The 17,720-nt window shown below is 54.1% G+C and carries 18 protein-coding genes and 1 pseudogene; 9 read left to right on the top strand and 10 right to left on the bottom strand.

Annotated elements, in window-relative coordinates:
- Positions 1 to 4 precede the first annotated feature (4 nt).
- Complete coding sequence (locus ACK4IR_RS00800) at positions 5 to 958, top strand: serine hydrolase (RefSeq protein ID WP_409871304.1); 954 nt, start codon at positions 5 to 7, stop codon at positions 956 to 958.
- Here the strand turns inward: ACK4IR_RS00800 and psaK are convergent.
- Entirely contained in the window at positions 935 to 1,186 is a 252-nt protein-coding gene (gene psaK, locus ACK4IR_RS00795; protein WP_409871302.1) for a photosystem I reaction center subunit PsaK, read from the bottom strand. The genes ACK4IR_RS00800 and psaK overlap by 24 nt on opposite strands.
- Before the next feature lie 95 nt (positions 1,187 to 1,281).
- Between psaK and ACK4IR_RS00790 the strand changes: the two genes are divergently transcribed.
- Entirely contained in the window at positions 1,282 to 1,974 is a 693-nt protein-coding gene (locus ACK4IR_RS00790) for a phosphoribosylanthranilate isomerase (RefSeq protein ID WP_409871301.1), read from the top strand.
- On the opposite strand, the gene ACK4IR_RS00785 is transcribed toward ACK4IR_RS00790, so the two are convergent.
- Positions 1,924 to 2,658 carry a DUF2993 domain-containing protein gene (locus ACK4IR_RS00785; RefSeq protein ID WP_409871298.1) on the bottom strand — a complete coding sequence of 245 codons (735 nt, stop codon included), beginning with the start codon at positions 2,656 to 2,658 and terminating at the stop codon, positions 1,924 to 1,926. The two genes, ACK4IR_RS00790 and ACK4IR_RS00785, sit on opposite strands and share 51 nt — an antisense overlap.
- 103 nt (positions 2,659 to 2,761) lie before the next feature.
- Between ACK4IR_RS00785 and ACK4IR_RS00780 the strand changes: the two genes are divergently transcribed.
- Positions 2,762 to 2,920 (top strand): hypothetical protein, encoded by a 159-nt coding sequence (locus ACK4IR_RS00780; protein ID WP_409871295.1) that lies wholly within the window; start codon positions 2,762 to 2,764, stop codon positions 2,918 to 2,920.
- A 41-nt stretch (positions 2,921 to 2,961) separates the two neighbouring features.
- Here ACK4IR_RS00780 and ACK4IR_RS00775 read toward each other — a convergent pair whose 3' ends face one another.
- Together ACK4IR_RS00775 and ACK4IR_RS00770 are read right to left on the bottom strand one after the other, a co-directional pair.
- Positions 2,962 to 5,520 carry a DUF3536 domain-containing protein gene (locus tag ACK4IR_RS00775; protein WP_409871293.1) on the bottom strand — a complete coding sequence of 853 codons (2,559 nt, stop codon included), beginning with the start codon at positions 5,518 to 5,520 and terminating at the stop codon, positions 2,962 to 2,964.
- Between the two features lie 101 nt (positions 5,521 to 5,621).
- Complete coding sequence (locus ACK4IR_RS00770; protein ID WP_409871290.1) at positions 5,622 to 6,011, bottom strand: universal stress protein; 390 nt, start codon at positions 6,009 to 6,011, stop codon at positions 5,622 to 5,624.
- Positions 6,012 to 6,165: 154 nt separating this feature from the next.
- On the opposite strand from ACK4IR_RS00770, the gene ACK4IR_RS00765 reads away from it, so the two are divergent.
- The 3 genes and pseudogenes from ACK4IR_RS00765 to ACK4IR_RS00755 all read left to right on the top strand — a co-directional run.
- Complete coding sequence (locus tag ACK4IR_RS00765) at positions 6,166 to 7,368, top strand: phosphoglycerate kinase (RefSeq protein WP_409871287.1); 1,203 nt, start codon at positions 6,166 to 6,168, stop codon at positions 7,366 to 7,368.
- Between the two features lie 257 nt (positions 7,369 to 7,625).
- The gene (locus ACK4IR_RS00760; RefSeq protein ID WP_409871284.1) at positions 7,626 to 7,832 is read left to right on the top strand and encodes a hypothetical protein; all 207 of its coding nucleotides are present in this window, start codon (positions 7,626 to 7,628) and stop codon (positions 7,830 to 7,832) included.
- 348 nt (positions 7,833 to 8,180) lie between these two features.
- A pseudogene (locus ACK4IR_RS00755) lies at positions 8,181 to 8,720 on the top strand (response regulator); the annotation flags it as partial.
- 166 nt (positions 8,721 to 8,886) lie between these two features.
- Here the strand turns inward: ACK4IR_RS00755 and recR are convergent.
- Together recR and prfC are read right to left on the bottom strand one after the other, a co-directional pair.
- Positions 8,887 to 9,495 (bottom strand): recombination mediator RecR, encoded by a 609-nt coding sequence (recR, locus tag ACK4IR_RS00750; RefSeq protein ID WP_409871281.1) that lies wholly within the window; start codon positions 9,493 to 9,495, stop codon positions 8,887 to 8,889.
- 7 nt (positions 9,496 to 9,502) lie between these two features.
- Positions 9,503 to 11,128 carry a peptide chain release factor 3 gene (gene prfC, locus ACK4IR_RS00745; protein ID WP_409871278.1) on the bottom strand — a complete coding sequence of 542 codons (1,626 nt, stop codon included), beginning with the start codon at positions 11,126 to 11,128 and terminating at the stop codon, positions 9,503 to 9,505.
- Between the two features lie 44 nt (positions 11,129 to 11,172).
- Here prfC and galE point away from each other — a divergent pair, with 44 nt between their 5' ends.
- Complete coding sequence (gene galE / locus ACK4IR_RS00740; RefSeq protein ID WP_409871275.1) at positions 11,173 to 12,228, top strand: UDP-glucose 4-epimerase GalE; 1,056 nt, start codon at positions 11,173 to 11,175, stop codon at positions 12,226 to 12,228.
- Between the two features lie 25 nt (positions 12,229 to 12,253).
- Complete coding sequence (locus ACK4IR_RS00735; RefSeq protein WP_409871272.1) at positions 12,254 to 13,537, top strand: hypothetical protein; 1,284 nt, start codon at positions 12,254 to 12,256, stop codon at positions 13,535 to 13,537.
- A gap of 380 nt (positions 13,538 to 13,917) precedes the next feature.
- Here the strand turns inward: ACK4IR_RS00735 and ACK4IR_RS00730 are convergent, their stop codons facing one another.
- Positions 13,918 to 14,127 carry a chlorophyll a/b-binding protein gene (locus ACK4IR_RS00730; protein ID WP_126987406.1) on the bottom strand — a complete coding sequence of 70 codons (210 nt, stop codon included), beginning with the start codon at positions 14,125 to 14,127 and terminating at the stop codon, positions 13,918 to 13,920.
- 186 nt (positions 14,128 to 14,313) lie between these two features.
- Here ACK4IR_RS00730 and ACK4IR_RS00725 point away from each other — a divergent pair, with 186 nt between their 5' ends.
- Positions 14,314 to 15,297 (top strand): bestrophin family protein, encoded by a 984-nt coding sequence (locus ACK4IR_RS00725; RefSeq protein ID WP_409871270.1) that lies wholly within the window; start codon positions 14,314 to 14,316, stop codon positions 15,295 to 15,297.
- A 182-nt stretch (positions 15,298 to 15,479) separates the two neighbouring features.
- Here the strand turns inward: ACK4IR_RS00725 and ACK4IR_RS00720 are convergent, their stop codons facing one another.
- The 3 genes from ACK4IR_RS00720 to ACK4IR_RS00710 all read right to left on the bottom strand — a co-directional run bounded on the left by ACK4IR_RS00720 (position 15,480) and on the right by ACK4IR_RS00710 (position 17,613).
- On the bottom strand, positions 15,480 to 15,683 hold the full coding sequence (locus ACK4IR_RS00720; protein WP_409871268.1) for a hypothetical protein: 204 nt from the start codon (positions 15,681 to 15,683) through the stop codon (positions 15,480 to 15,482).
- A gap of 64 nt (positions 15,684 to 15,747) precedes the next feature.
- Complete coding sequence (locus ACK4IR_RS00715; protein WP_409871266.1) at positions 15,748 to 16,011, bottom strand: DUF3146 family protein; 264 nt, start codon at positions 16,009 to 16,011, stop codon at positions 15,748 to 15,750.
- 15 nt (positions 16,012 to 16,026) lie between these two features.
- Positions 16,027 to 17,613, bottom strand: coding sequence for an Hsp70 family protein (locus ACK4IR_RS00710; protein WP_409871263.1), 1,587 nt, complete (start codon positions 17,611 to 17,613; stop codon positions 16,027 to 16,029).
- Positions 17,614 to 17,720: the final 107 nt, after the last annotated feature.

Below are 17,720 nucleotides of genomic sequence, written 5' to 3'. Positions count from 1 at the left end.
GCCGATGAGTTTTTTTCAGGTCAGTCCCTATCTTGCGGATTTGGTGACGCAAACGCTCCAGGCCACTTGGCAGCAGTTTCCTTGGCTGGGACAACAGGACATTGCCCTGACCTTACTGGTGTATCCACCGCCCATTCCCGTGAATACGGGGGGTGCCCTCACCGCCGCGGAATTTTGGCAATACCGGATTCCGGGAGCAACTTATCGCGGCGATGTGCCGATGTACCCGGCCAGTGTGGTGAAGCTGTTTTATCTTGTCGCCTGTCAGGAATGGCTCCACAGTGGTATGCTCCGGCCGGAGGCAGAATTAGAACGCGCCATGCGGGATATGATTGTGGACTCCAGCAATGATGCCACGAGCTTGGTGGTGGATATGCTGACGGGGACGACCAGTGGTCCTGTGCTGCCGCCGGAACCCTTTCGCACGTGGCAATATCAGCGTAATATCGTCAATCGCTACTTTCAGTCGTTGGGGTGGCCAGAGCTAGCCCATATCAACGTGAACCAAAAAACGTGGTGCGATGGTCCCTATGGGCGAGAGCAGGAATTTGTCGGGCGCGATCGCCAGAATGCAAATCGGCTGACCACCAATGCCACCGCTAGGCTGCTCCACAGTATTGTTGGCGGTGTGGCCGTTTCTGCCAAGGCCAGTCAAGCCATGATGGAATTGCTGGCGCGTTCTCTCGATCCAGAGCTTTTGGCCGAGGATCCAGAAAACCAAGTGCAGGGCTTTTTGGGGGAAGGGCTACCTCTGGAGGCCAAGCTGTGGTCAAAGGCGGGACTCACCAGTTGGGTGCGCCACGATGCCGCCTATATCGAACTACCCCATCATTGCCCCTATACCTTGGTGGTGTTTATCGAAAATCGCACCGCCGGTACCAATACAGAGGTCTTGCCCTTCATTTCCCGTCAAATTGCCGCTGGTATTCCGACCCTAGAGGGCGCCGGCGTACTGTAGGCCGCTGACAACTCCCGCCGCCAAAAGGTGACCAAAGCTGGTGGTCGCCAGCAATTCGGGCACGCCGAAGCCCTCAAAGAGGGCAGGCAAGGCAATGGGTAAAGCGGGGCCTTTTCCCCGGGATTGAATGGCATAGCGACCAATGGCGATCGCAAACAGGTTGCAGAGGATCACCACCAAGCCCACAGACGGCGTCCAAGTGGTATCGGGGAGCGTGGCTAACACCATGGTTCCTCCTGAATGGGTACAATTGCCCATGGATTATACGGAAGAGCCTGAGTGCCCACCGCCGCTTCGTTACAAAATGGTGCATCTCGTTACAAATGCTTAACTCAACCCTCCCTGCCAAAATCGGCGTCAAAATCTGTGGCTTGACCCTGCCGGAGCAGGCGATCGCGATCGCCCAAATGGGCGTCGGTGCCCTAGGGTTTATTACCGTACCCTATTCCCCACGCTATGTCCCCGTAGCAACCATTGCAGACATTTGCCGCCGCTTGCCCCCCGCGGTGCTCACCGTTGCCGTGGTCGCCAATCTCGATTTAGACGCATTAGCCCATTTAGTCACAACCACAGGGGTGCAAGCCCTCCAGCTTCATGGCAGCGAATCGCCCGACTTTTGCCAACGGGTGCGCGAGGCCTTGCCCAACATTGTGCTGATCAAAGCCCTGCGGGTGCGATCGGCAGCCACCCTCGCGGAGATTCCCGCCTACGCCCCGGTCGTGGATCGCATTCTCTTGGATGCCTATCATCCGCAGCAATTGGGGGGCACCGGTCGGTCCTTTGACTGGGGATTGCTGAAAAACCTGCGCCTCCCCTGTCCTTGGTGGCTGGCGGGGGGCATTACACCAGAAAATTGTCGGCAGGCGATCGCCCAAACCCAACCCCAAGGCATTGACCTTGCCAGTGGTGTAGAAAGCCGACCGGGGGTCAAGGATTTAGGACGGGTGGCAGCGCTACTGAGTAACCTAGGGATAAATGCAAATCGTCCCCCGCACCCTGAGGCTCCCCACCTCTAGCCGCAACGCTTGAAGAGCCACCCCCTCTCCCAAATCAATGGCCAGCCCAGGGTGAGGGTTCCGTTCCCCCTGCCAGTGCACCTGTTCTAAGCAGAGCGTTCGCTCATCCTGCAAGCGCACATAGGTTGAGAGGTGCCAATCTGCCTGCTCCCCTTGGGCATTCACCATTGAGAACACCAGTGCAAGGCAACCGCTACCCACTTCTGCCTGCACCCGCTGCAATTGCCACTCCTGAAGATTGACCCCCGCTTTTCCCATGCCCTGCCGATCCAGTAGTCTCAGCAGTTCCTCTAGGCCGGATTGCAGCAGGGGCGAGGCGCAGGAGGCATTCAGATCCGCTTGGCTAAGCACCAGCTCACCCCACACCGGCAGGGGTGCCAATAGTTTGAGGGGTTTACCCCGCAAAACTTGCCCCAGATTCACCTGAATCCGTTGTGCCTGGAGGGCTGCATGGCGCACTTGAATGCCACGATATCTAGCTTCTGTGGCCGCAACGCGCAGGTGGGGCAAGTACCCGCGCACAATCTGGCGATCGCCCCCTTGAATCTGAATTTCTAGACCTGTTACCCCTTCCAACTGTGAGGATAGCCACCAGTGCAAGGCCGGTTGCAGGATGCGTGGAATTAGCCCTTGTTCAGAAGCAGTACCGACCGCCTCAGCCATTTGTGGCGATGTTAACGACATATGAACTCCTCACACACTTTTTAGATGCACTCCTCCTAGGATACCTAGGCCAGCCGATGGAGCTGATTCGCCGATTTTAACGAAACTGGCTGCCGATTTAGTCTTGCCAAAGGCAACTTTCCTGATTGGTGAGAACGAAAGTAATGAAAAGGCGATGATGTGTTGCTCAGCCATGGGGGCGATCGCCCTCCCCTCTGGGCTAGGAGGGGCGGATGAGCGGTTTGCCGCCAAAACCCTCATCTGTGGCTGGAGCGATCGCTAACTTCTCTCCGGATTTGTGCTGGGTTTGGCCAGCATTTTTCCCTAGGAAGAGAGGGCAGCCAATGGATGGGGATCCACCTTGAGGCGGGTAGCCAAGGCTTGGAGGTGACGGCGATCCTCCTCGCTCAGCTGGATGCCGGTCTGCCGCAGTTCCCCCATGAGGGTATAAAACTGCTCTTGGGCTCGATCCAGATTCAGGGTCAGCCCCAAGGCCTCGCCGATGGTCACCAGCTCTTGAAGCAGTGAACTCAACCGGCTCAGGGTGTCACTGTTGAGGTGATGGGCAAGGTAACGCAGGGCAGCGCAAATCTGCTGCTCTAGGGGGCGCCGTTGCTCTTGAAGGCTGAGGTGGCAGCCCAATAGGCGGGCTTCACGGGCGATCGCCGCCAATTCTGCCAAATGGCTTTGCAGATCCGCCAAGGGCAAATCGGCAAGATCGCTGAGGTCTTCCTCTAAACGCCGCAAATGGCCAACGGCACGATGGGTCAGCGCCACCGCTGCCGCCACCTGCAATTCTTGGGGCACACTCAGACCATCCCGCTGAAACCCCATGAGGAGGCCATAGTTATCGCGATAGACTTGGGTATAAAGCTGATCCAAACGGGTGAGGGTTTCCCGCGCCAGCACGCCCATGAGGCGGTGTCGTTCCTCGGCAAAGAGATCGTCTAAGTTATAGGCCACTCCCCCAAAGCGTTCCGTAATGGCCATCACCATTCGCGCCGCACTGCCCTGTTGGAAGGCTTGCAGGAGATGGGTCTTAATCTGGCTATATTCGCGCCGCCCTGGGAAGGGTTGAATGGCACAGTGGAAATCCCAGCCCCCCAAGTGCAACACCGCAAAGATGAGGGATTGGGACTCGGTTGTCGGTGTCGAAGTCAGTTGAATCTGGCCGATCGCCAGCGTCAGGCTGCCCATGCGTTGCAAATGATAATCCCCCTGCTCAATCTCATAGCAGTAGAGTTGGTGTTGGCGGGGGTAGCTATTAAAGAGGGAACCGATGGCATAGTGGGCGGCCACCTGCTGCAAGCTTATTTGCGCTGTTTTCACCAACTGGTGATAGACCCCTGCTCCATCGCCAAACTGGGGTATATTGCTAGGGGCGGCGGCCAGCCGCCGAATGAACTCAGGTTCCAACTGTACGCCGGCCACATCCCCCGCCAGTTCGATTGCCCGTGCCGCATAGCGAAGAATTTGCACTCCCTCAGGCCGCGAGAGTTCATCAAAAAACCAACCACAACTGGTAAACATGAGCAGGGCATGGTGCTGCATCTCCAACAGGCGCAGGGCATCAATTTGCTCGCTTTGACTCAGGGGGCGGCGTTGGTGTTGTGCCAAGAAGCGGTGTATTGTCTCCGGGGAGCGATCGCCCATCACCTCAATGTAGTCATCACGGGCCGCCCAAACCTCCTGAAATAGCTCGCCCCCAAGGGTTTCATAAATCTCAATGAACTGATCGCGCAGCCAGTTCAGGGTCTCCCGCAACGGCCGTCGCCACCGTTGATGCCAATCTCCCCCGCCCCCACAGCCACAATTGTCCTGCCAGCGATCCACCCCATGGGCACAACTCCAAGCAGTGACCGGTTTGAGTTCTACCTCCCAAGTGGGCGGAAAGAGGCTGAGATAGTAGGCAAAATTAGTAATCTGCCAGCCCCGCTTTGGAAACTCCACCTTAAAGGCATAGGCAAGGGTTTTTTCACCCCCCTGCTTGTGGTGGCCAAAGGTCTCCCCGTCGGTGGCAATGGCAATCATTTGACTGGGGCGATGATCACCGCGCACCGCTTGTCCAATCCGTCCTGCAAGAAATTGGGAGCTGGTGAGCAGGTCGCTAAAGCCTATATCCCGCGAAATGGGGCCATCGTAGAAGAAAATGTCGAGGTAATCCCGCCGGCGATCGCCCCCCGGCAGATAGCAGCGATAGGGACGAGTCGGGTCAATTTGACCGCCGCTCACCTCAATCCACTCACTTTCACCGTCGGCAAGAATAGGCCGACAGCGTTGGGCTTGGGAGGGCGCCAAAATTGTAAAACGAATCCCCTCCTCAATCAGGGCAGCTACGGTTTCATAGTCAATGGCCGTTTCGGCAAGCCACATCCCCTCCGGTTCGCGGCCAAACCGCCGCCGAAAATCCGCCTTGCCCCAGCGGATTTGGGTGAGTTTATCGCGATAGTTGGCCAAGGGCAAAATCATGTGGTTATACACTTGAGCGATCGCGTTGCCGTGGCCGTTGAAGCGCTGACAACTGTGGCGATCCGCTTCAATAATGCGCTGATAGACCTCCAGACCGTAGCGTTCCAGCCAACTAAAGAGGGTGGGGCCGATATTAAAGCTCAGGTATTCAAAGTTGTTGACAATGTCAATAACCTCTCCGCGATCGTTGAGAATGCGGGCAAAGGCATTGGGGCGATAGCATTCGTAGTAAATCCGCTCGTTCCAATCGTGAAAGGGCTGGGCACTGGGTTGATATTCAATGGCATTGAGGTAGGGATTTTCGCGGGGGGGCTGGTAGAAATGGCCATGGATGGCCACGTAGACCCCCAAGGCTTGCAGTTGATCGGCAGCAGGGGAAAAAGCGGCGGAAGTAACCTCTGTTGACTCAAGCATGGAGATCAACCACAAGACAACAGGTTCCTTGATCATCGGCGATCGCCCCAAGGGCTAGGCCGCCTGTGACGAAACTTTAAGCTCCGCAAGATTCAGTTACGCTAGGGCACCACTAAGACCGGACAGGGCGCCAAATTAATCACACGGTTGCTGACGCTTTCTTGGAACCCCTCTGGAGTGAGACCCGTTCCCCGGCAGCCCATGATAATCAAACTGGCATTGATCTCGTCGGCCACATCGCAGATCACAAAGGCCGGTTTGCCACGCCGCAGCAAGGTTTCCGCCGCAATGGAATGTTGAGCAAAGGCCTCTTTGGCGCGATTCAAAAATTCAGCGATCGCCGTCTCTAGCTCCGCATCTGGTTCGGGGCTTTCCTCCACCGACAGCAGAAACAACTGACTCTGAAACAGCTTCACCATCTCAACCACGGTGGGCATGGCTTCTTGGGTGTCACGGCTACGGTCAATGGGAAAAAGAATCGTTTTGAACATAGAGTTCACCTCATTGGAGTCAAGTGGAAGGGCACGCCCTTGGGTAGAATGAGGGTCAGGTGAGGGATTTGTAGCGCATCACTCCATCGCTAGCCGGGATTGTTATGCCCCTAGTATTATCATCTACGTTTTAACGCATTTAGGAGGCTCTAGCGTGTCTAAAAAATCCGTGGCGCAGTTATCTACTGCCGACTTAGAAGGAAAACGTGTCCTCGTGCGGGTTGATTTTAACGTTCCCGTTGATGAGAATGGGGTCATCACCGATGATACCCGCATCCGCGCCGCACTGCCGACGATTCAAGACCTGATCAGCAAAGGTGCCAAGGTGATTCTGGTCAGCCACTTTGGCCGTCCCAAGGGCGTGGATGATAAACTGCGCCTCACCCCCGTGGCTCAGCGGCTCTCGGAACTGCTCCACAAGCCTGTCGTCAAGCTGGATGACTGCATTGGCGATGCCGTGGTTGCCCATACCCAAGCCATGGCCAACGGTGATATCTGCCTGCTCGAGAATGTGCGCTTCCATCCGGGAGAGGAAAAAAATGATCCCGAATTTGCCAAGCAACTGGCCGCCTGTGCGGAAGTTTATGTCAACGATGCCTTTGGCACTGCCCACCGTGCCCATGCCTCAACCGCTGGGGTGACTCAATACCTCCGCCCCTGTGTGGCCGGCTTTTTGATTGAGAAAGAACTGGAATATCTGCAACATGCCATTGAGCATCCCCGCCGTCCCTTGGCTGCCATTGTCGGCGGATCGAAAGTGTCGTCTAAAATTGGTGTCATTGAAGCCCTTTTAGAAAAAGTGGATAAATTACTGATTGGCGGCGGCATGATCTTCACCTTTTATAAGGCGCGGGGGCTGAATGTTGGTAAATCCCTCGTGGAAGAAGACAAGTTGGAGCTAGCTAAGCACCTCGAGGCCAAAGCCCAAGAAAAAGGCGTGGAGTTGCTCTTGCCCACAGATGTCGTGGTGGCGGATAACTTTGCTGCCGATGCCAATAGCCAAGTGGTGAGTATTGAAGCGATTCCTGAGGGATGGATGGGTCTGGATATTGGGCCTGCTTCGGTCAAGCGCTTCCAAGAGGCACTCAAGGATTGCAAAACGGTGATCTGGAATGGCCCAATGGGGGTATTCGAGTTTGACCAATTTGCCAAAGGCACCGAGGCGATCGCCCGCTATTTGGCCGACCTGACCGGTGAGGGCGTCTCGACGATTATCGGCGGCGGTGATTCGGTGGCGGCGGTTGAAAAAGTGGGTGTCGCCGATCGCATGAGTCACATCTCCACCGGCGGCGGAGCCAGCCTTGAACTCCTCGAAGGCAAAGAACTTCCCGGTATTGCCGCCTTGGATGATGCTTAGGGGATGGATCATTGCCAATACAGTTGATTGATCAACAGTTGATTGATCAAATGATCTCAATTGAGCAAATTTAGCCTGCATGCCCCCATCCTCACGTAGCAGGTGGGGGTTAATACCAATTTAATTTGAAGATAGCGCTAATAGAGGCTGAGTAATGAACGACCAACCCGTCAGAGACTGAATGACCTCCACCGTCATCTGTGATAATACATCTTGCAGCTTCTGCTGCAGCGTGTCGAGCGTCTCAAAGGACTGCCATGCCCATGCCGCTCGCAGATGCTGCCACAACCGCTCAAAAGGCGATGATTCGTACCTTCACCGAACAGAAACGGCAAGAGGTTGGCGGCAAGGTGATTGAGGTGAGTGCCGCTGACACTTCAAAACTGGCCTATGACAGCTCTGGCGTGGTGAAGCGGGATTCCAAAAACGATGCTTTGGCAACCTTCCCCTCTGGCAAACACTAACTGCGATCTGAATGGCAGTCAAAACATCGCTGCCGGAGGGATTCTTCAGCTCACTGGCCGAAAGTGAGGAGTATGCAGGCAGCAGTTCCCGATGCTCGCCTAGAAGCTGGGCTTGTTTGTGTGACCTGTGGATTCTCAAGTCTCAGGTTAGCATTGACACCACCACCTCGCCTCAGCAGGGGGTGTGAGCTTCATAACTGCTGTGCGACGGTCAGGGGGCGATCGCCTGTGGTCAACTGGCAAAGACAGGGCTATGCTAAGGTTGGAATCACATAGTGCTCATGCCACTACCGCCCTCTATTCACAATCTCTTGCCATAGGAATCTTGTATCGGAATGGAGTGTTTCCGTGACTAACCGCAAAGTTGTTGTCATTGATGACAGTAAAGTAATCCGGATGCGCGTCCGTGAGATGTTGCCAGAGGGCGACTATGAAATTCTGGAGGCCAAGGACGGCCGCGAGGGCTTGCAACTCATCGAGGACTCTGATCCAATGCTGATCATGCTAGATTTTCTCCTGCCAAGGGTAAGCGGTTGGGAAGTCTATCAGGAACTGGAGAAAAAAAATCTTTTAGGGGCAATTCCCCTCGTCATTATGTCGGGGCGCAAGGAAGAAGTCACCGAAAAGCTCCAAGAACCCTTTGAGTGGTTTGAATTTATTGAGAAGCCCTTTGAAAAGGAACAACTCGAAGTAGCAATTCAAGAGGCCTTTCGCAAAGCCCGTAAGCCCAGACCCGTTAAAGCGGCAGCACCTGCGGATGTAGCGGCTCCCGTTGCTGTGGATCTCAGCCCGATCTATGACAAACTGGCCGCCCTTGAAGGCGCCATTCAAGCCTTGCAGGCACAATCTGTCAATGCAAATGACTTTGCTCAACTCCAAGCAACAGTTGCTCAACTGCAACAGCAACCTGCGGCAACTGGCAGTGGTGGGGATGAAAATCGCCTTGCCGTTTTGGAAGCTGAAAACCAACGCTTACACCATGAGGTCGAGCAACTAAAGCGAGCCATCCACCAAATTGTAACGGCATTGCGGCGATTACAGGGCGGGCACTAACCTACTGCCATTCAATCTCGCGGCGACCGGCAAGGGCACGGGCAAGGGTCATTTCATCGGCATAATCGAGATCACCGCCCACCGGTAGGCCAAAAGCAATGCGAGTAACCTTAACAAAAGGCCGCAGAAGCTGCGCCACATAGAGGGTGGTGGTTTCCCCTTCGATACTGGGGTTGATCGCCAAAATGACTTCTTTGACTTGTGCTTGGCTTGCCCGCTGAATCAGGGGTTGAATGTGCAGGTGTTCCGGTGTAATCCCTTCTAGGGGAGAAATGAGTCCCCCCAAGACATGGTACTTGCCGTGGTACTCGCGAGTTTTTTCAATGGCAATAACATCACGGGAGTCGGCCACCACACAAAGGATATGATTATCTCGCTGGGGGGAGGCACAGATGTCACACACTGGTTCCGCAGAGAGGTGGAAGCACACTGAGCAGAGTCCCACCTGCTGTTTGGCATCTAGCAGAGCCTGAGCGAGAGCTTGAATATCCGCTTCAGGACGTTTGATCAGGTGTAGAGCAAGCCGTTGGGCGGTCTTCGGACCAATGCCCGGTAAGCGTTGCAACTGCTCAATGAGACGAGCCAAAGGACGGGTATAGACACTACTCATGGAACCATTAGGCAGGTACAGCAGCAGCAAGGGGGGCGATCGCGCTCAGGCGCAGTTTGGGATGATCCGCCATGGCCTGTTGCAGATTCCACTCGTTCTTAAAGAGGAGCACCGGCCGTCCCCAACTGTCTTTGACGGTCACAGCATTAAAGATGCGGCCAATGGCTTCAAGCGCTTCCCAGCCATCGAGAACCCAGCGCGCCACCGTATAGGGGAGAGGGTCAAGGCGGGTTTCTACGCCGTACTCATGGAGAAGGCGAAATTGCACCACTTCAAATTGGAGTTGGCCGACTGCCGCAAGGATGGGTTCCCGTTTGGATTCATCGGTGGAGTACATAATTTGCACGGCACCCTCTTCTCGCAGTTCTTTCACCCCTTTTTGGAAGGATTTGAACTTGGAGGGGTTGGGGTTGCGCAAATAGGCAAAGAGTTCCGGGGAAAAGCAGGGAATGCCCTCGTATTCCAATTTGGGGCCGACATACAGGGTATCGCCAATGGCAAACATCCCCGGATTGTTGAGACCGATGACATCCCCCGCATAGGCAACTTCAAGGGACTCACGGTCTTGGGCAAAGAGTTTCTGGGGGCGCGACAGGCGAATCGTTTTGCCAGTGCGAGCATGGCTCACGGTCATGTCCTTTTCAAATTTGCCGCTACAGACGCGCACAAAGGCCACGCGATCGCGATGTTTGGGATCCATGTTGGCCTGAAGCTTAAACACAAAGCCGGTGAAATGCTCCTGAGTCGGATCAATGGCTCCGCGATCGCTCTTGTATGCCACGGGCGGCAGTGCATAGGTCAAAAAGTGCTCCAGAAACAGGCACACGCCAAAGTTGGTCATGGCACTGCCAAAGAACACAGGGGTCATTTTCCCCTGATGCACGAGATCAAGGTCTAGCTCCGCACCCACGCCATCGAGCAGTTCCAGTTCATCCTTGAGTTGGTTATATTCCAAGCGATACGGCTCAATATAGGGGTCAATGGCAGGATCACCAAGAGCAATAACGGTTTCAGCCGCAGCCCGGCTACCGTGGGTGGTACGCTCAAAAAAGTGAAAGTTCTGCCGCAGGCGATCATATACGCCGCGAAAGCGATCGCCCATCCCCAGCGGCCAGTTTACAGGATAGGGAATTAGCCCCAGTTCCTGCTCAATTTCATCAATCAGTTCAAGGGGATCACGCCCCGGTCGATCCAGCTTGTTGATGAAGGTAAAAATCGGCAGCCCCCGCAGCTGGCAAACCTCAAAGAGCTTGCGGGTTTGGGGTTCTAGACCCTTGGCGGCATCCACCAACATTACCGCATTGTCAGCAGCAGCCAAGGTGCGGTAGGTATCTTCACTAAAGTCTTGGTGGCCGGGGGTATCCAGGAGGTTAATCTGATAGCCTTGGTACTCAAACTGCAACACCGTCGAGGTAATCGAAATCCCCCGTTGTTGCTCCATGGCCATCCAATCGGAGGTGGCCTGCCGCTGTGCCCGCCGTGCTTTGACGGCGCCTGCTTCGTGAATAGCGCCACCGTAGAGCAGCAACTTTTCTGTGAGCGTCGTTTTCCCGGCATCCGGGTGGGAGATAATGGCAAAATTACGACGTCGTTTCACCTCTTGGGTGATTTCATGGTGCAAGTCACTGGTCATGGCAGAATCGGTAGCAGTTTTCCTAGTGTAACAGATGAGCCTTGATGACAACTAATAATGATTATCGCCCACCCTTGGTTCTGGTTACAGGGGGAGCTGGCTATATCGGTAGCCACACCGTTTTGGCACTTCGGCAGGCCGGCTTTCAGGTCTTGGTTTTAGATACCCTTGAGCGCGGGCATCGGGACTTCGTAGAATCTGTTCTCAAAACAGAACTCATTGTGGGGGATATTGGCGATCGCCCCCTCTTAGACTGGATTTTTCAAACCTATGCGGTGACGGCAGTCATGCACTTTGCTGCCTACATTGAAGTGGGCGAGTCCGTGCGGTACCCCGATCACTTTTACCAAAATAATGTCCATGGTGCCCTCACCCTCTTGCAGGCCATGGTGGCGGCCGGAATTCCCTATTTGGTTTTTTCCTCCACCGCAGCAGTCTATGGCTTGCCCCAACAGGTGCCCATTCCAGAAAGCTGTCCCTGTGCCCCCATTAATCCCTACGGTCGCTCCAAGTGGATGGTGGAGCAAATTGTTGCGGATATGGGCAATGCCTATGGCCTCAAGTCGGTCGTCTTTCGCTATTTCAATGCCGCTGGCGCCGATCCCCAGTCTCGTTTGGGGGAAGATCACCATCCCGAAACCCACCTGATTCCCCTTGTGTTGCAAGCAGCCATGGGACGACGGCCCCATGTTGTTATCTACGGCACAGACTACCCCACCCCCGATGGCACCTGCATCCGCGACTACATCCATGTGGTGGACTTGGCTCAAGCCCATGTGTTGGGGTTGCAGTACCTATTGAGCGGCGGTGACTCGCAAATTTTTAACCTAGGGAATGGCCAAGGCTTTTCGGTGCGGCAAATTGTGGAAACGGCTCAGAGAGTCACCGGTTGCCCCATTCCCGTTGTGGAGGGCGATCGCCGCGCAGGAGACCCTGCCATTCTCATTGCCGATAGCGATCGCGCCCGCCGTATCCTCGGTTGGCAGCCCCAGTACCCCGACATTGAGCAACTTATTCAGCACGCTTGGTTGTGGCACCAACACCGCCATGGCTCGGCAACGGCTGCAGCAATAGTAGGCAATATATTAGGCAAGATATAAGGTGTAGCCCCTGAAACAAGTTGCTATGGCCTGTAGCATTCTCCTTTCTTTTGTGGGTCATCAGGATCCCTACTCTGAGAAAACTAACCAAGAAGGCTCGATTGTTTCACTGGCAAAATTTTTAGCCCAGGAGCAGCCGCTCAAACGGGTTCTATTGCTCTATACGGAGGACTTTCAACAACGGGCGATCGACACCAAGGACTGGCTCCACAGTGAGTTGCAAATTTCCGATGAGGCAATCCACCTAGAAGTAGTCAGCCGTGATCTCTCCGCGGATCCCATTAATCCTGTCCTTGCCGTTCAAGAAGCAAGACGCGCCCTCAATCTAGCCAAGTATCAGCAAGACAGCACAGACTGGCTAGACCTAAATGGTTCTTCTGGCACGCCGGTCATGAAAGCTGCTTGGGCCATTCTACAGGCAATTGAGACACGCCCCCGACTTCGGTTATGGCAAGTACGCAACCCTGAGGAAATTCGACCCGGTCAAGAGCGAGTGTTTACGGTAGATTTGAATGTCTTTCGCCAAGAGTTGGATCGCCAAGGCATTCAACAGCAATTAGACAGCTACAACTACCAAGGGGCTGAAATTTCCCTTTGCAATAGCTCCATTGAGGCACCCTTGGCATTGGCACTGATCCGCTATGGCAAATATCGTCTTGCCCGCAACTACGATCAAGCCTTTAATGCCATCAACCCCTACTGCACCGAAATTGATAAGCAGTGGTTTCAGGAAATTGCCCAACTGCGGCAGAATAATCGCTCTGCCCTCTTTCGGGACACCTACTTTCAAGTTGTTGGACTATTTACGGTGGGGCGCTACGCAGAAGCCCTGATCTTGGCCATGAGCTTGTACGAAAATCTATTACAGCACTTTGTTCAAAAAAAGGTGGGTCTTGACATTACGACGGATAGAGCGGCGCGGGAACGCAGCTTGAGCTTGCTGCAAAACCACAATCAGGGTCAGCTTTGGGAATACCTCGGGAAGTACCAGCGCAAAAATGGCGATCGCCTGTTCCTTGATAGCGTGACGCGGGATCTACTGCTGGCAGTTTTGCAGTATGCCCCCCAAACGCCAGATCTTGCTGCGTATTTTGAGCAAATTGAAGCTTACTATCAACAACGGAATGATGTCTTACATCAACTTGCTGGACTCGCCAATATTGAGAATTTACAGGAACAAGTGCTGAATGCTCTAGAAAAGGTCTTGAGCCAAGTATTGCCTCAAGAGAAACTACAATGCAATCCCTTCAAGCATCTGAATCACTTAATTGATTGTGAGCTAGAGAAGGCACTGAAGCGTTTGAATTAGGTGGATGGTGCGGTTCTTGTGCGATGATTGTGATCACTTGAAATCCCCCGCGATCGCCACTCAGATGATTTTCCAAGCTGCGTGGATTGGCTAATTTGTTATAAGGACGTGAAACTGCATTTGGTCGAGTATCCTAGGACGCGCCGAAGTTTTTCTCGCAGCATAGGTTAAGCCAATGATTTTTGGGTTAGGGTACCATGGCTACGTGCCCGACAACAACAACAAAATGTAAACAATAATGACTCATTAATCATCCCCCAAAATGCCAAAAGGAAAAAGCCCACCCCGATAGGTAGGCTGACCCATTCCATGAACTTTTGTTCTCTCTAACGGCGCAAGGGCTGCTGAGGAACTGATATGCCTAAGAGGGCAAGAAAGATCTAGAGGCTATTCAAAAAGCCAATCAGACCGTGACCCGTGATTACTTCCAAGGCCAATAGGGAGATAAACCCAATCATCGCCAAGCGACCATTAAAGAGTTCCGCGTAGGGAGTAAACCCAGCTTGTGGCTCACTCATCACGTACATTTTGGGTTCAATGGCAAAGTTATTCATTTTGCCTTGATCGTCAATAATGCTGCCACCTTTCATATCGGTACTCCGTTTGTTACAAAGTATTTCACTTTCTTAATATAAGTTAACACTTCTACTGGGGAATGGCAAGGGCTAACGGATTTTTTTAAGATTTGCGACTGCTTCAGCTGCTCTCGCTGGGCACAGGCGTGTTTTAGGACAGCAGTGTGCTAAAGATGGGGGTGGGAATTACCCACTGGTGTCATGCGTCGTTTCTCTTTTCTCCGTTTCTCTCAAGCTCCTAAACGTCAGGTAGGGGAGCATCGCTCTGGCGTTGCCAAGTTTCTGCTGCAACCCCCACGATGGTTATCCCTTGCTTTGCGCCTGCGTGGCTCTGTCATTCCGGCGATTCTCTCAGAAGTGCTTTTTTGCGGCGGGTTTGGTCTGCTGGTCACCGTGGTCGATCTATACCTCATCAATGTCCACTGGCCTGTGCTCGGCAGTCTTATCCCTTCGATTGTGCTGGGGTTGCTTTTAGTCTTTCGTACGAATACGGCCTATGAACGTTTTTGGGAAGGCCGCCGCCAATGGGGCAACATTGTCAACACTTCCCGTAGTTTGACGCGGTTGATGTGGACTGCCATTGATGAAAATGACCTAAAAGATCGTCAAGGCAAAATTGACGCTGTCCATTTAGTGGGAGCATTCGCGATCGCCACCAAGCAACACCTGCGAGGCGAATCCCTTGCCGAACTGGAACCGCTGCTAAAGCCCCATCAATACAAAGAACTGCAAACCGTCCAAAACGTCCCCTTGCGCATTGCCCTTTGGATTGAGGACTATCTGCACCAGCAGCACCACGCCGGCAAGCTAACGCTCTATCAACTCACCTACATGGATGAATTGCTGGTACAGCTGGTGGATGCCATGGGTGCCTGCGAGCGCATTTTGAAAACACCGATGCCCCTTGCCTACGCCATTCATCTCAAGCAGCTACTATTCCTCTATTGCTTGCTGCTGCCCTTTCAACTGGTGGATAACCTTGGGTGGTGGACCGGTGCAATGGTGGGACTCATTGCCTTTACCCTCTTTGGCGTTGAAGAAATTGGTATTGAAATTGAAAATCCCTTTGGCCGTGATCTCAATGATTTGCCCTTAGATGCAATTTGCCTAACAATGCAGCAGAACATCCATGACCTGATTAGTACGCCCCCACAGCGATATCGCTCTGCCCCGCCCTTCCCTTAGCCCCTCCTGTGCTTGTGCGGCAACGGCGGTGGATGTGACCTCTCTAGGTCAGGGGGGTTAGGTTGTGATCTCTGCTCCCCTTCCAAGCATTGGCCAAGGGGTCAATCACCGATTTTGGCGCTCCACCTCCCTGCTGCCGCTGCCGCAGGGGGACAATACGGCATCCCCGGCAAGCTGGCTGCTTACTGGATGGGGATGCTCTTGAAGTCGGCGGGGGGTGAGGGTGGCGGGCTAGGGGGCTGATAGTCGCCATACTGCTTGAGCCAGTCGCTGACCGGCTTTTGATCAAGGCTCAACCCCAACAATCCGGAGACAAAGCCTCCCATAAAGGCAACGGGTTTTTGTCTCAACTCTTTGACAAGGGGTGCTAATTCGCTCAAGAACATAGGCTATCTGGCAATATCAGCACAGGTTTCCTCATTGATTGTAGCTTAGGCACAAAGAAACAGCCTAAAATTGGGCACGAACCACAAATTCATAATCGCCTCCCGGCTCCAGTTGGTAGTCCTGCGCCTCCAGAAACCGCCCCAAGGGTTCTTTGATCAGGGCACGCCCAAGGGCGGGGGAGATGTGGAGTTTCTTCGCCTTAAATTGCCAGCAAAATTCCCAGCGGTACTCGCTGGCGCAGACATGCCCCCGAATATGCCCCTCTTGCCAACTTTGGGTCATGATGTGCACGCGGGCAATGGTTTGGGGTAGAGAATGGCTAGTCACAATTGAGGCAATTGGTTAACGCAATTGAGTGACGATTTGATTATCAACGAGACGCTCTTGGGTGAGCAAGTCATCAACCGTAACCCGCAGTTGGCGATCGCCATCCACTTGAAACAGAACCCGAATGCGATCGCTCCCCGGACAGCCGGGGGGATCCAGTTTGGCGAGAGTTTTCCCCTGGGGAGTGTCGTTGAGGGGCTGCACCGTGCGTTCACCGGCGTTGCGGGTAATCAGGCGATCGCCATCAAAAAAGATCTCCACACCCCCTTGCTCGTCCCCCAGCTCGCCGATCACCAGTTCAATACTGGGCTGCCCTTCTGTCGAAGCGCCTAAAATCAACTCCACCGGTTCACCCATGGGGTAAGGTTGTCCCCGCTGGATAATTGGGTGCCAGCCGTGACGATTGAGTTTGGCATCCCAAAAGCGAATGCCGTAGCTGTGGTAGAGAAAATCTTTGAGGTGCAGCCCTTGGGTCAGCGCCAAAGCACCCATGGCCACCGCTGTAAAAGGCTGTTGGGCGTTGATCTTTGTGGCCTCAAAATACTCGGCCACCCATTTTTGCACTGCCGGAATTTGCGTGGTTCCCCCCACTAAGAGCACGGCATCTATCGTGTCGGGGGTGATTCCTTGGCGGCGAGCCTGTTGCAGCACTTGGCCGAGGGTCTGATCGAGACGTTGAAAAAATTGCTGTTGGCGGAGAATCTCTTCGAGTTCGGCTCGCTCCAGCCGCAGTTCAAGGGTAGTGAATGTTTCGCTGTCAAAGTACACTTCTTGGGCATAGGGCTGCCGCGACAGCTGAATTTTAAGGCGCTCGGCAAGGCGCAGCAGCAGGCTATTGGCGCTCATGCCCCGTTTTACCCACTCATCCACAATCCAGTGGTCAATGTCCGTGCCCCCTAAATTTAAGCCCGCCTTGGCAAGGACCCGCGCTGTGCGGGGACGGGGGGTGTCACTTGCGATCCACTCGCCCCACTTGAGAATAAATCCCAAGGGCGAACTTTGGCGTTGAGCGGTCTTCAGTTCCACAAGGGAGAGATCGAGGGTGCCCCCGCCAAAGTCAATTACCAAAATCAGCGGGCGATCGGCCACGCCATAGCCCAAAGCCGCCGCCGTGGGTTCATCCAAAAGGCGAATGTGCTCAACGGCAAAACCCTCACACACCTGTAACAGCCAACGGCGATAGGTCTCAAAACTATCTACCGGCACCGTGAAGATCAGCCCCTGTTCGATGTCGCCGCCACTGGTTTGTTTAAGCTCTTTCAACAGCGCCTGCAAAAACCACCTACCGATGGTTTCAAAGCTCAAAGCACAGCCATCTAGGGCCGGTAAATAGCCCTGTACCGTGGCGCCAATCCCCCGCTTAAAGCGGGAGAAAAAGCGGCGATCGCCTGCCGCATCAAACCCGCGATCGCGCACCTGCTGCCCCACCACCACAAGGGGGACACTGGCATCCTCCACATAGGCCAAGCTGGGAATGAGAGCAGGCACCTCACCAAACCCCACCGAGAGTCCAGAGAGTGTTACTGCTTCGGCTGCTTGGGTGGCATAATTCCACCGTGCTACCAAGGTATTACTGGTCCCAAAATCAATTGCGTAGGTCACCGTTTGAACACGTCAACAGCAGTCTCTAATCCTTACCTTACCGAGATTTTCTCCCTCTGAGATCCTAGGAGTATGTCACAATAAGAAAGCGATCGCGAAAAGATTTA

The sequence above is a fragment of the Thermosynechococcus sp. genome (assembly GCF_046299635.1).
GTDB lineage: Bacteria > Cyanobacteriota > Cyanobacteriia > Thermosynechococcales > Thermosynechococcaceae > Thermosynechococcus.
Note: the sequence above shows the minus strand (reverse complement) of the source record. Positions and strands in the feature narration are given on the sequence as shown.